The organism is Flavobacterium labens, from assembly GCF_048286755.1.
Lineage (GTDB): Bacteria > Bacteroidota > Bacteroidia > Flavobacteriales > Flavobacteriaceae > Flavobacterium.
The window spans coordinates 19,729-34,126 of the sequence record NZ_JBLVPL010000005.1 but is presented as its reverse complement, the minus strand read 5'-3'; the positions used below and the strand labels follow the sequence as shown (position 1 = coordinate 34,126).

12 protein-coding genes are annotated in these 14,398 nt (G+C 33.3%); 8 read left to right on the top strand and 4 right to left on the bottom strand.

Annotated elements, in window-relative coordinates; all coding sequences use genetic code 11:
• Window positions 1–14 precede the first annotated feature (14 nt).
• The 3 genes from ilvD to ACNQF8_RS11615 form a co-directional block, all read right to left on the bottom strand.
• Complete coding sequence (gene ilvD, locus ACNQF8_RS11625) at window positions 15–1,688, bottom strand: dihydroxy-acid dehydratase (RefSeq protein ID WP_417952427.1); 1,674 nt, start codon at window positions 1,686–1,688, stop codon at window positions 15–17.
• 66 nt (window positions 1,689–1,754) lie between these two features.
• Window positions 1,755–2,870, bottom strand: coding sequence for a 3-isopropylmalate dehydrogenase (gene leuB, locus ACNQF8_RS11620; RefSeq protein WP_282713015.1), 1,116 nt, complete (start codon window positions 2,868–2,870; stop codon window positions 1,755–1,757).
• Between the two features lie 38 nt (window positions 2,871–2,908).
• Complete coding sequence (locus tag ACNQF8_RS11615; protein ID WP_417952426.1) at window positions 2,909–4,084, bottom strand: 2-isopropylmalate synthase; 1,176 nt, start codon at window positions 4,082–4,084, stop codon at window positions 2,909–2,911.
• A 154-nt stretch (window positions 4,085–4,238) separates the two neighbouring features.
• Here ACNQF8_RS11615 and ACNQF8_RS11610 point away from each other — a divergent pair, with 154 nt between their 5' ends.
• Window positions 4,239–5,783 carry a hypothetical protein gene (locus ACNQF8_RS11610; protein WP_315209790.1) on the top strand — a complete coding sequence of 515 codons (1,545 nt, stop codon included), beginning with the start codon at window positions 4,239–4,241 and terminating at the stop codon, window positions 5,781–5,783.
• A gap of 254 nt (window positions 5,784–6,037) precedes the next feature.
• Here the strand turns inward: ACNQF8_RS11610 and ACNQF8_RS11605 are convergent, their stop codons facing one another.
• Window positions 6,038–8,014 carry an alpha-ketoacid dehydrogenase subunit alpha/beta gene (locus ACNQF8_RS11605; protein ID WP_417953603.1) on the bottom strand — a complete coding sequence of 659 codons (1,977 nt, stop codon included), beginning with the start codon at window positions 8,012–8,014 and terminating at the stop codon, window positions 6,038–6,040.
• 171 nt (window positions 8,015–8,185) lie between these two features.
• On the opposite strand from ACNQF8_RS11605, the gene ACNQF8_RS11600 reads away from it, so the two are divergent.
• From ACNQF8_RS11600 to ACNQF8_RS11570, 7 genes are all read left to right on the top strand, one after another.
• Complete coding sequence (locus ACNQF8_RS11600) at window positions 8,186–9,136, top strand: isopenicillin N synthase family dioxygenase (protein ID WP_099715567.1); 951 nt, start codon at window positions 8,186–8,188, stop codon at window positions 9,134–9,136.
• A gap of 104 nt (window positions 9,137–9,240) precedes the next feature.
• On the top strand, window positions 9,241–9,570 hold the full coding sequence (locus ACNQF8_RS11595) for a translation initiation factor (protein ID WP_417952424.1): 330 nt from the start codon (window positions 9,241–9,243) through the stop codon (window positions 9,568–9,570).
• 73 nt (window positions 9,571–9,643) lie between these two features.
• On the top strand, window positions 9,644–10,513 hold the full coding sequence (locus tag ACNQF8_RS11590) for a nucleoside phosphorylase (RefSeq protein ID WP_417952423.1): 870 nt from the start codon (window positions 9,644–9,646) through the stop codon (window positions 10,511–10,513).
• 93 nt (window positions 10,514–10,606) lie between these two features.
• Window positions 10,607–11,731, top strand: coding sequence for an SDR family oxidoreductase (locus ACNQF8_RS11585; protein WP_417952422.1), 1,125 nt, complete (start codon window positions 10,607–10,609; stop codon window positions 11,729–11,731).
• A gap of 116 nt (window positions 11,732–11,847) precedes the next feature.
• Entirely contained in the window at window positions 11,848–12,375 is a 528-nt protein-coding gene (locus ACNQF8_RS11580; protein WP_417952421.1) for a GNAT family N-acetyltransferase, read from the top strand.
• On the top strand, window positions 12,375–13,226 hold the full coding sequence (locus tag ACNQF8_RS11575) for a substrate-binding domain-containing protein (RefSeq protein ID WP_417952419.1): 852 nt from the start codon (window positions 12,375–12,377) through the stop codon (window positions 13,224–13,226). The genes ACNQF8_RS11580 and ACNQF8_RS11575 overlap by 1 nt, the downstream gene beginning before the upstream one ends.
• A gap of 21 nt (window positions 13,227–13,247) precedes the next feature.
• Entirely contained in the window at window positions 13,248–14,180 is a 933-nt protein-coding gene (locus tag ACNQF8_RS11570) for a transglutaminase (RefSeq protein ID WP_315209762.1), read from the top strand.
• Window positions 14,181–14,398 lie beyond the last annotated feature (218 nt).

The following is a 14,398-nucleotide window of genomic DNA, read 5'->3' as shown; positions in this document are numbered from 1 at the left end:
TTCTTTTTTGAAAATTATTTATCGGTTACACATCCTTCAGAGGCACTTGAGACCGAACGCATATATTTAAGTAATACTCCTTGCTTAATTGGTGATTCTGGTTTTTTCCAACTGGCTTTACGTTTTGCGAATTCTTCATCAGATATTTTCATATTGATAGTATTTTGTACAGCATCAATTGAAATCACATCTCCGTTTTCTATTAAAGCAATTCCTCCGCCTTCGTAGGCTTCTGGTGTAACGTGGCCTACTACGAAACCGTGCGAACCTCCAGAAAAACGTCCGTCAGTAATTAAAGCAACAGTACTTCCTAAGCCAGCTCCCATAATTGCGGATGTTGGTTTAAGCATTTCAGGCATTCCCGGACCTCCTTTTGGACCACAATATCTAATAACAACCACATTTCCTGGTTTTACTTCGCCTCCTCTAATTCCTTTAATAACATCATGCTCGTTTTCAAAAACTACTGCTGTACCTTCAAAAAACTCACCTTCTTTACCACTAATTTTAGCCACACAACCTTCTGAAGCTATGTTTCCGTATAAAATTTGAATATTTCCAGTAGCTTTTAATGCTTTTTGGATTTCATGAATCACTTGTTGTCCATCATTCAAATCAGGAACAGAAGCTAAGTTTTCAGCAATTGTTTTTCCGGTTACCGTTAAACAATCTCCATGTAAGAAACCTTCTTTCAATAAATATTTCATTACTCCCGGAACACCACCTACATTATGTAAGTCTTCCATTAAATATTTACCGCTTGGTTTCAAGTCAGCAAGTAATGGAGTTTTATCACTAATATCTTGGAAATCTTTTAAGGTAAGATCAACACCTACTGAATGTGCCATTGCAATTAAGTGCATAACCGCATTAGTAGAACCTCCTAAGACTGCCACAATTGTAATCGCATTTTCGAATGCTTTACGAGTCATAATGTCTCTAGGCTTAATATCTTTTTCTAATAATATTCTGATGGCTTTACCAGCATCAGCACATTCTTGTTTCTTTTCTGGACTCAAAGCAGGATTAGAAGAACTATAAGGCAAACTCATTCCTAAAGCTTCAATCGCAGATGACATGGTATTAGCAGTATACATTCCACCACAAGCACCTGCACCTGGACAAGCATTTTGAATCACACCTTTAAAATCTTCAGGTGTAATAGTGTTATTGAATTTTTTTCCTAATGCTTCAAAAGCAGAAACAATATTCAAATCTTCACCTTTCCATTTTCCTGGGTGAATTGAACCTCCATAAACCATAATAGAAGGGCGATTGACTCTACCCATAGCCATTAGCGCTCCTGGCATATTTTTATCACAACCTGGAACAGCAATCATTCCATCATACCACTGAGCTCCCATAACTGTTTCAATAGAATCTGCAATTACATCACGAGAAACCAAAGAAAAACGCATTCCATCATTACCATTTGAAATACCATCACTGACACCAATAGTATTGAAAATCAAACCAACTAAATCTACTGCCCAGACGCCAGTCTTAATATCTTTAGCCAAATCATTTAGGTGCATATTGCAAGGGTTTCCATCATAACCCATACTCACAATTCCTATTTGCGCTTTTTTAAGATCTTCTTCAGTTAATCCAATTCCGTACAACATGGCCTGAGAAGCTGGTTGTGTTTCATCTTGCGTGATTATTTTGCTGTATTTATTTAATTCCATTATTATGTTAGTTTGTAGGTAATATGTTTTTCTGAAAAATTATAGGTACCATCAATTATTTATTTTTTAAACTATGGTCGATTGGCCTATGTAGACATTGTCACTTTTAAAATATAAGTCGTCTTTACTTAGAATATAATTCGAAACAAAATCTCCCACTTCATTAGTGCCAAATTTTGAATATGGATTCAAGTCGGCAGTGACGACATTTAATTCGATTGCTTTATGAACCGCTTCGTATACTTTTTGCGATTCAATATGTAGACCAAAATGTTCCAAAAGCATTGCTGCTGATACTATTGAAGCAATAGGATTAGCAATATTTTTTCTTTTAGCTTCTGGATAAGATCCATGAATAGGTTCAAAAAGTGCATTTGAATTTCCTAAAGATGCGGATGGCAATAATCCAATTGAACCTGTAATTACACTTGCTTCATCCGATAAAATATCACCAAATAAGTTTTCGGTCAAAATGACATCAAATTGCTTTGGATTAATGATGATTTGCATTGCAGCATTATCCACCAAAAGAAATTCTAGAGTTACATCAGGATATCCCTCAGCAATTTCTGTTACTACTTTTCTCCACAATCTTGACGTTTCCAGAATACTGGCTTTGTCAACCAAAGTCAATTTCTTTTTTCTTTTCTGAGCCGTTCTGAAAGCCAAATGACTGATACGAATAATTTCTTCTTCTGAATATTCACATAAATCAGATGCTAAAGTTCCTTGTTCGTTGATCTTTTTTTCACTGAAATAAGATCCTCCAGAAATTTCTCTGAAAATTATAAAATCAGCGCCTTCAATTATTTTTCTTTTTAAAGGAGATAAATCTAATAGGTCATTATATGGTTTGATAGGTCTTATATTAGCATACAATCCTAGTGCTTGTCTCAATTTTAGTAACCCTTGTATAGGTAGTGATTTTGAATCTGATTGGGTATCATATTTTGAATCATCAACAGCTCCAAACAATATAGCATCTGTATTCAAACAAAGGTTCAATGTTTGTTCCGGCAAAGGATTTCCTGTTTTTTCAATAGCAACAGCACCAATAAGGGCATCTTCAAAAACAAACTCATGATCGAAAACTACACCAATTGCATACAATGCTTTTTTTGCTTGTAAGATTACCTCTGGACCTATTCCGTCTCCTGAAAGTACTGCTATTTTTAAGTTCATAATCGTAGGATTTAGATTTTATTAGAAATCAAAATATTTTAGTTAAGGAGTAATTCCTTATTCATTTTACAAGCTTCAATTATTTGATGAATATCATCATCAAGTACTTCTTTTTTAATGTCGGCAAACTTTAAAAATTCAACATAAACAACATCTAATTGCACTTTTGTAAGTTCATAACCTACTTTTTTTGCTCTGTAGGCCAATGCTGCTCTACCACTTCTGGCAGTTAAAACTATTGAAGATTCATTTACACCTACTTCTAAAGGGTCCATGATTTCATAAGTTGCTCTGTTTTTTATCACACCATCCTGATGAATTCCAGAGCTGTGTGCAAAAGCATTAGCACCAACAATCGCTTTATTTGGTTGAACCATCATTCCCATACTTTCAGAAACCAATCGGCTCATTTCATTCAGTTGACGAGTATTGATATTTGTATCTAAATTCAAATAAGGATGTTGTTTGAAAATCATCACTACTTCTTCAAGAGCAGTATTTCCGGCTCTTTCGCCTATTCCATTAATCGTACATTCTATTTGTCTAGCTCCATTTACTGCCCCTGCAATTGAATTAGCTGTAGCCATTCCTAAATCATTATGACAATGACAAGACAAGATTACGTTTTCAATCCCTTTGACGTTTTCTTTTAAATACTTAATTTTTGCACCATATTCTTCTGGTAAGCAATATCCTGTGGTATCTGGAATATTAAGTACGGTAGCACCTGATTTTATTACTTCTTCACAAACTCGAGCCAAAAATTCATTGTCTGTTCTACCAGCATCTTCAGCATAAAACTCTACATCTTCAACATAAGTTTTAGCATGTGAAACGGCAAATTTTGCTCTGGCAATAATATCTTCTCTGGTTGTGTTTAGTTTGTGTATTATGTGCGAATCAGAAGTTCCAATTCCAGTATGTATACGAGGTCTTTTTGCATATTTTAAAGCTTTCGCAGCAACATCAATATCATTTTTCACTGCTCTTGTTAATCCGCAGACAACTGCATTTTTAACAACTTTACTTATTTCTGAAACAGATAAAAAATCACCTGGACTAGAAACAGGAAAACCAGCTTCTATGATGTCAACACCCATTTCGTCCAGTCGATTTGCAATAACTAGTTTTTGATTGGTATCTAATTTACATCCTGGGACCTGTTCGCCATCTCTTAAAGTGGTATCAAAAATTTGAACTTTCTCTCTATTCATTTTCATTTATTTAATGTAATTTCACATCTTGATAACAAAAATATCTTTCATTACTTTATTATAAAACTCAATTTAATGAAATATACTGCTTATAAAGCAAATAATAAGTTTATAACTTATTGATTAACAGTAAATTACATTACTATATTTTACAATGGCTAACCATCAAAAAGATTTCTTATTTGTATTAATAAAATCACTTTCAAAATCTGAAAAAAGACAATTCAAGATTTTTGCAAGCCGATTAGAAACAAGTTCGAATACAAAATTCATCGAATTATTCAATATTTTAGACAAATCAGAAGTCTATGATGAGAAACTAATTCTGAAAAGTGGTATCATTAAAAAAGTACAATTATCGAATCTAAAATCATACCTGTACAAACAAATTTTAGTGAGCATCCGATTGAATATTCCCAGCCAGAACATTCGGTATCAACTAAGAGAACAAATTGATTTTGCTGCCATATTGTACAATAAAGGGTTATACAAGCAGAGTTTAAAAATTTTGGATAAAACAAAAATTTTAGCTTTAGAGAATGACGAAAAACTGATGGCTTATGAAATTGTAGAATTTGAAAAACTTATTGAATCACAATACATAACACGAAGTATTCAAGGACGCGCTGATGAATTAGTCGTTCAAGCTAAAGAATTAAATTATCGCAATACCATTTCCAGTAAATTATCTAACTTATCCCTGCAATTGTATGGTATAATGCTTAAAACTGGTTATGTGAAAAGTGACGAAGAATACAAATATATAGACGATTATTTCCATAAGCATATTTCAAAATTTGATGAGAAAAAATTCGGATTTAGGGAAAAATACTGGTTTTATAACGCCAATCTTTGGAGAAGTTTTCTGGTACAGGATTTTCTTTCCTGCTATAAATATTCTTTAAAATGGGTGGCCCTGTTTTATGATAATCCAAGTATGATTCATTTAAATCCTGTGTTTTTCCTAAAAGGAAACCATTATTTATTAGAATCTTTATACATGTTGAAGTACAAATCTAAATTTAAAAAGTATTTAGAACTGCTGGAAGATACTATCAAAGATTCCCATTTCCCGGTAAATGATAACATTGCGTCTTTATCATTTTTATATGTCTATAATAATAAATTAAATTACCATATTCTGGAAGGTACTTTTGCCGAAAGCGAATACTTAATTCCTGAAGTATTAAATAAATTAAAAATTCACACGGACCATCTTGATGAACATCACGAAATGTTGTTCTATTATAAATTTGCGTCAATTTATTTTGGGAACGAAAAATATGCGGAGTGTATCTTTTATTTAGAGAAAATCATAAACAACAAAAATCTTTCCATGCGAGAAGATTTGATGTGTTTTGCCCGAATACTCTGTTTGATTGCGCATTATGAATTAGGGAAAGATTATTATCTGGAAAATCAGTTGAAGAACACCTATAAATTCCTAATCAAAATGAATGATTTACATGAAGTGCAAAAAGAAATCATTAAGTTTTTGAAGAATCTAAACTCCATTTATCCAACAGATATCAAAAAGGAATTTGTAAAAATGAGAGCGCGCTTTATAGAATTGGAAAAAAACACCTATGAAAAAAGAGCTTTTCTTTATCTCGATATTATTTCTTGGCTCGAAAGCAAAATTGAAAACCGAAAAATCAGTACTATTATTAAGGAAAAAGCTAAATTGATTAATCGATAAGACTTTAATTTTTTAAAAAACACTTTTTAAACTAAACTAAAATACTGCGTTAATAAAATATTCATTACTTTTAAAGAATACTTAAACTCTTAAAGTTATGAATGGATTTTTCAAGACAATATTAGCAGGTTACGGCGCAAAAAAATTAGGAGGAGGCTGTTTTGGCACAATTCTAATTTTTATTATTATCTATTGGATATTAGGTTATTTTTAGAATTGAAACCCTAAAAATAACCCAATTATTAACTTATAAATTAATATGCCAAAAGTTCTTTCAGCTCATTTTCAAATCTACCTTTTGGCAAATATTGATCTTCCAATGCTTTTGTAAAAGGAATTGGACAATCTAAACTTGCTACTCGTTTTACAGGAGCATCAAGATATTTGAAACAGTTTTCCATTATCATTGCCGAAATATCGCTGGCAATTCCACCAAACATACTGTCTTCCTGATAAATAATTACTCTTCCTGTTTTCTTTACCGATGCGAAAATAGCTTCGGTATCCAAAGGTTGTAAGGTCCTTAAATCCAATAAATCAGCCGAAATTTCTGGATTTTTGGCTAAAGTTTCTAAAGCCCAATGTACCGCTGCTCCAAACGAAATAATTGTAACATCATTTCCTTCTTTCAACAAAGCCGCTTTTCCTAATGGAATCGTATAATATTCTTTTGGAACATCTTGGTAAACGCTTCTGTACAATTGCTTGTGTTCAAAAAACAATACAGGATTCGGGTCGTTTATGGAAGTATTCAACAAACCTTTCGCATCAAAAGGAAATGCTGGGTAAACCACTTTTAAACCTGGTGTTTTGGTAAACCAAGCTTCATTAGTTTGCGAATGAAAAGGTCCCGCTTGGGTTCCTCCACCACAAGGCATTCGGACTAAAACATCTGCTTTTTCTAACCATCGGTAATGTGATTTGGCTAATAAATTGACAATTGGATTAAATCCTGTTGAAACAAAATCAGCAAACTGCATTTCCACAATCGCTTTGTATCCATTAATCGACAATCCCATTCCTGCCGAAACCACTGCACTTTCACAAATTGGCGTATTGATGACACGTTCTTTACCAAACTGCGCTACAAATCCATCAGTAATTTTGAAAGCACCACCATATTCAGCAATATCCTGGCCCATGATTACGGAGTTTTCATGGCGTTCCATTGATTGTCTCAAACTGGTAGAAATCGCATCTATAAAACGAATATTTTCTTTTTCTTCTGAAGGTTTAACATTTTCAAATACATACGGTTTGTAAACGTCATTTAGCTCTTCACTTAAAGTAGCTTCAATTTCCGGTTCCGCATTGGCAATAGCCAGACTTTCATCAATATCCTTCTTTATTTCAGCATGTAAAGCCGCATCAAAATCGGAGGTCAGAACTCCGTTATCTATCAAATATTTTTTATAATTTTCTACTGGATCTTTAATCGCCCACATGTCCATTAATTCCTGCGGAACGTATTTAGTACCACTCGCCTCTTCATGCCCGCGCATTCTGAAAGTTTTAAATTCCAATAAAACAGGACGTGGCTTTTCTTTCATCGAAGCTTTCAATTCGGATAATAAATTAAATACTTCCAGAATATTATTCCCGTCTATAATATGACTCTCTATTCCGTAACCAATCCCTTTATCGGCAAGGTTTTCACAACGGTATTGCTCGTTTGTAGGAGTTGACAATCCATAACCATTATTTTCGATGACAAACATCACCGGTAATTCCCAAACCGAAGCAATATTTAATGCTTCATGAAAATCGCCTTCACTTGTTGCTCCTTCACCAGTAAAAACTGCCGTAACTTTTCCGTTTTTCTTGAGTTTATTGGCTAATGCGATTCCGTCAGCCACACCCAATTGCGGACCTAAATGCGAAATCATACCTATAATTTTGTATTGTTGTGTTCCAAAGTGAAAACTGCGATCACGACCTTTAGTAAAACCATTAGCTTTACCTTGCCATTGCGAAAAAAGGCGGTACAACGGAATGTCTCTTCCAGTGAAAACACCAAGATTTCTGTGCATTGGCAAAATGTACTCATCCGAATCTAAAACTGCTGTTACACCAACAGAAATAGCCTCTTGACCAATTCCAGAGAACCATTTAGAGACTTTACCTTGACGAATAAGGATTAACATTTTTTCCTCTATAAGTCGCGGTTTTAGTATTCGTTTATATAAATCTAATAATTGATTGTCAGTAAGATTTTTTCTGTCGAAGATCATTTTTTTGGTTTTATTGTATGGTTCAAAGATAAAAAAATATAACAGTTTAGTGTTATTTTGTTATATTTTTTTATATTGTTTATAAGTTTTAAAATTCAGATATAAAATTATTCTTTACATTTGTATCTGCAAGGTTTTTAACCTTCATGTTATTAAAAAATATTTAAAAGTATGCAAAACATTCCTAGTGTTGACTTGCGTGATTTCCTTTCGGACGACCCGAAACGTAAACAAAAATTTGTAAATGAAATCGGAAGTGCATTTGAAGATATTGGCTTCGTAGCACTCAAAGGGCATTTTTTAAACGACCAGTTAGTTGATGAATTGTATGGTGAAATCAGAAATTTTTTCGCTTTACCTTTAGAAACAAAACACAGTTATGAAATCCCTGGAATTGGCGGGCAAAGAGGCTATGTTTCTTTTGGAACAGAGCATGCCAAAGGCAGAAAAGAAGGTGATTTAAAGGAATTTTGGCACTTTGGACAATATGTGTCTGAAGATTCAAAATACGCTTCGGAGTACCCAGAAAATGTAGAAGTTAAAGAACTTCCCCGTTTTAATGTTGTAGGTAAAGAAGCGTACCAAATGTTGGAAAAAACAGGAGTTTATGTTTTGAGAGCTTTGGCTTTACACCTTGGTTTGGATGAGTTTTATTTTGACCAATATGCGAAAGACGGAAATTCAATTTTAAGACCTATTCATTACCCACCAATCACATCTGAACCAGCAAATGCAATTCGTGCTGCTGCTCACGGTGATATCAATTTGATTACTTTGTTGATGGGTGCGCAAGGAAAAGGGTTGCAAGTGCAAAATCACAACGGAGAGTGGATTGATGCCATTGCTGAACCGGATGAATTAGTTATTAATGTGGGTGATATGTTATCGCGTCATACTAATAACAAATTGAAATCTACGATTCACCAAGTGGTAAACCCACCAAGAGAACTATGGGGAACTTCACGTTATTCTATTCCGTTTTTTATGCATCCGGTGAGTGATATGAAATTGGATTGTTTGGAAAACTGTATTGATGCAGAACATCCAAAAAAATTCGAAGATATTACTGCGGGAGCTTATTTATACGAGCGTTTAGTAGATTTAGGGCTTATTAAAAAATAAACTTAAATTTAGTCAAATACTAAAAGACATTAAGTTTATGCTTAATGTCTTTTGTTTTTTACCAATTTAACTCAGCATTATCAGCCTTCAAAATATATAAAGTTATGGACTTACAAGACCAATTAAAAAACCTTTTTCCAAATCACGAACCATCGCCAGAAGAGCCGGTTGAAGAAGTAGCACACGAATTATACGTTCAAAAAGAACCAATGATTTGTAAATTCGAAAAGCGAAAAGGAAAAGCAACCACTATAATTGAGGGTTACGAAGGAAGCGACGAGGATTTTAAAATTCTTGCCAAGGAAATCAAAACCAAATTAAGTGTTGGTGGCACTTTTAAAGACGATTCTATCATTATTCAAGGTGATTACCGCGATAAAATAATGATTATTTTAAAAGAAAAAGGATTTAAAGCAAAACGAGTTGGAGGTTAGAAAAAGTGTTCAGAGTTTAGCTATTAGCATTCAGTTGAGCAACTTGAAACCTTAAACATTAAACAAAAAAATAATGATACAATCATCAGAATTAATATTAAATCCAGACGGTAGCGTATACCATTTAAATTTAAAACCCGAACATATTGCACACGATATCATCTTTGTAGGAGATCAAAATCGCGTGGAAAAAATCACACAGTTTTTTGACAGCATTGAATTTTCGACACAAAAAAGAGAATTCAAAACCCAAACCGGGATTTTCAAAGGAAAGCGAATTACAGTAATGTCCACAGGAATTGGTCCTGACAATATTGATATCGTCATCAACGAATTGGATGCTTTAGTAAACATTGATTTAGTAACCCGTCAAACAAAAGAAAAACTGACTTCATTGAACATCATCCGTATAGGAACTTCGGGCTCTTTACAAGCAGATATTCCTGTGGATAGTTTTGTGATGTCTAAATTTGGATTAGGATTGGACAACATGCTCCGCTCCTATTTGATTGACGAAGTTTCAAATCTGGAAATGGAAGATGCTTTTGTGAAACACACCAATTGGGATTTAAGAAAAGGAAAACCATACGTAATTGCTTGTTCCGAAAAACTGGAAAAAATAATTGAAAGCGACAAAATGCACAAAGGAATTACGGCAACTGCAGGTGGTTTTTACGGTCCGCAAGGTCGAGTGTTGCGTTTGAATATTCAAGATGAAGCGTTGAATGCTAAAATGGATAATTTTAAATTTGGTGACAACCAAATCACAAATTTAGAAATGGAAACAGCAGCAATTTATGGGCTTTCGGCGCTTTTAGGACATCAAGCATTGTCATTAAACGCTATTATTGCCAACCGTGCTTCGGGAACATTCAGTGATGATCCATACAAAGCAGTTGATGAATTGATTGCGTATACATTAGAAAAAATTGCTTTAGGATAGAGAAATTAATTTTCAAAACCGTACCCATTTGTAGTTTTAAAAAAGTTCTTTTAATTTTTTTAAAACTACATTTGTTTTTAGAACAAAACGATAATGAAAATAATACTTACAGGTGCAACAGGAGTTTTGGGATCTCATATTATGTATGAAATTCTGGAACTTTTTATTAACACTAAAATGGAGGGCAAACTTTTTATAATTGCCCGAAATCAAGGAAAAAAATCTGCTTTAGATCGCATAAACGAACTTTTATCCAGCAGTTATACTCCTAAAATCATAAAAGACAACGGAATCGTAAAACTGCACGAATACATTGAAATCATTGATACTGATTTGGCTGAAATTCAGGATACTTTTTCAAGTCAAATAAAAGATGCTTATTTTATTCATTCGGCGGGATTCGTGAATTTATCTACCGATGAAGAACAACGCGAAAAGATTTTTGACGAAAACACCAAAATTACAAAATCCCTTTTCAATATATTTCATCCTTTCATAAAAAAGTTTATTTACATAGGAACTGCTTTTTCATCTGGAAACCGAAATGGATTGATTGACAATAATTTTCATAGTTTAGGATTCAAACCAGAGCATCGCAATGCGTATGAAAATGCAAAATTCCACTCGGAAAATTTTATAGCACAAGAATGTAAAAAAATAGGCTTGCCCTTTCAAATTCTGCGTCCAAGTGTGATTGGAGGCAAAATGTTAGGAACAGAAAATCCGTATTTTATATCGAAATATATGGTTTTTTATCTTTTGGCAAAATTCTTTCACTTCACTTCCCAGCGAAAAGGAGATCAAGAAAATGTGCGTTTTATCGTCAATGAAGACACCGTTTTGAACATTATTCCTGTCGATTATGTCGCAAAAGTGATTGTAAATACTCTTGAAAGAGACGATATAGAACAGCTTAATATTGTTCATAATAAAAGTTTCAATATGGTAAATGGATTGCGATTGATTATGAAGGAAGTTGGTTATACCAATTTTACTTTAACACAAAATTCGTTAGACTTTAAATATAAAAACACAATCGAAAAATTGTATTATGAAAGTATTGGAAAACACTTAAGCCCTTATTTGACAACAGCTGCGAATGAATACGATACCACTTTGTTGAATTCCATACTTGAAATACCAAAACTGGATCAGGAGGCATTCACCAATATGATTCGGTATGCGAGATTAAATAATTTTAAAGATATTAATGTGTAATTTTAGGAGCTATTTCCTGCTATACGTTTTAATCTTTTCGTTTTTAAAGAAAAAAGAAAAAGGATTTTCACTGCTATCAGGGCTAAATCATTCAACATCAAATTTTCAATAAAAACATGAATCTTATTTTAGAAACCGACTGCTTGATTTTACGAGAAATGCTCGTTTCAGATGCCGAGGCTTTATTTGAAATGGACAGCAATCCTAAGGTACATCAATATCTTTGGAACAAACCATTAACGGATATCAGCGAAGTACATTCATATATCGAATCTGTCAGAACACAGTATGTTCAAAATAATATTGGACGATTTGTTGTTATTTTGAAAGAAACCGAAGAATTAATTGGTTGGGCCGGATTAAAATACAACACTGAAATGGTCAATAACAAAATTCATTTCTATGATATTGGTTATCGATTAAACGAAAAATTCTGGGGAAAAGGATACGCCAGTGAAGCTAGTTTTGCATGGCTAGATTATGGTTTTAATGTAATGAAAGTAGAAATTATGGAAGCCGCAGCACATACGGATAATATCGCTTCAAACAGAATATTACAAAAAATTGGACTAAAAATGACCGAAAAATATCTTGAAGACGGCGTTTCTTGGAATTGGTACGAATTAAAAAATCCTAACTTATAATGAAAACAATAAAAATAGCTGGAGTTCCGGAACATTTTAATCTTCCTTGGCATTTAGCCATAGAAAACGGAGATTTCGAAAAAGAAAATATCGATTTACAATGGACCGATGTTCCTGAAGGAACCGGAAAAATGTGCCAAATGCTTCGTGAGGGCGAAACGGATATTGCTGTAATCCTCACCGAAGGAATTGTAAAAGATATCGTTGCCGGAAACCCGAGCAAAATACTTCAAGTGTATGTGGAAAGCCCATTGATTTGGGGAATTCATGTAGCGGCAAACTCCAATTATAAGACATTGGCTGATTTAGAAAATAAAATAGTTGCCATTTCCAGATTGGGTTCTGGTTCTCAATTAATGGCGTATGTCAATGCTGACAATCAAGGATGGAAAACTGATAATCTTCAGTTCGAAATTGTAAATACTATCGATGGTGCTGTTGAAGCTTTAACAAACGGAACTGCTGATTATTTTATGTGGGAACGTTTCATGACCAAACCATTAGTCGATAAAGGAATTTTCCGACGAATTGGGGATTGCCCAACACCTTGGCCTTGTTTTGTAATTGCGGTTCGTGAAGAAGTTTTAGAAAATAATCTAGTGCTTATTTCAAAAATTCTTGCAATCATTAATCAAACTACAGAAGATTTTAAAGACATTCCAAGTATCGATAAAACCTTGGCTTTAAAGTACCATCAAAAAATAGAAGATATTCAAGAATGGTTATCGTTAACACAATGGTCACAAAAGCCATTATCAACTGAAATGTTAAACAAAGTTCAAAATCAACTTTTTCAACTTAAAATTATCGATAAAAAAGGTACTTTTGAGGATATTGTAAAAACAGTCTAGATTTCTGTTTTTATTTTTACTATGATAAAAATAAAAGAAATTAATTTTCAGGGTATTAAACAGCGATTCCAGGTCAAAAAACCTTGGGATGACGTTATTATTTTTATCCTAAACATATTAATTGCTATTCCATTATTTATCATTGTTCATCAAAATTTAATTAACCCGAACTGGTTTTTGAATATTGACAGAGTAGTGCTGTTTTTGGTGATGATTGTGATAATTCAAATCATACTTCGATTCTTACGAACGATTATCCTCTTTTGTATTATTCTATATTTATTGGTTTTAGTGTACGGCTCTACAATTGGAAACTATGGATTTAACAGTGTTTTTGAAGATTATAATTCAATCATGTACACGATGTCTGACAATCCATATCCACAGGATATTATTATTGCCAAGTTACTTCCGTTTCCCAATAAATCAAAAATTATCAATGCCATCGAATATCAAAATCCTAAAATCAGGAATTTTGCAGTTATGGCTACATCTAAGCATTTTAAAGATGTAAAAGGGTATTCTGATTACAGAACCATCATTCAATGCTTCGCCGTTTTCAAAGAAATAAATAGCCGATGGAATTATGTAAGCGACCCAAAAGCAAGAGATTATATTGCTACGGCTACGGAATCACTGCTTTATTTTTCTGGAGATTGTGATGATCATTCGATACTTATGGCTGCCAGTATCAAATCTATCGGTGGAACTCCCCGATTAATCCATACTACTGGACATATTTACCCAGAAATACTGATAGGCTCTCTGACTGATTTAGAAAAAGTCAATTTTCTAATTAAAAATGTATTATTTGTTAATGAAAGCAATAAAAATAAACTTCATTATCACGTTGATGAGCGCGGTCAAATCTGGATGAATCTGGATTATACGGCAAAATATCCGGGTGGCCCTTTCATGTCTGAAGAAATTCTCGGTGCATTGACATTGGATTAATTTTCATGCCATTTTCGGTTAAATTCAGTGGTTTTTACTCTCTTTTGAGCGCTCGCCGATAATACTAACCCAGTAATAGTTCGAATAAAATTGTCCTTTTGATGATATACATCTTTAGGTTTATATATTCCTAATTTAGGATAAGTAAAAACGCATTCAAATCTATTTAAAAAACCTTTAATTTTTAATGATGATTTTTTTCTGCTTTATACCTGCTA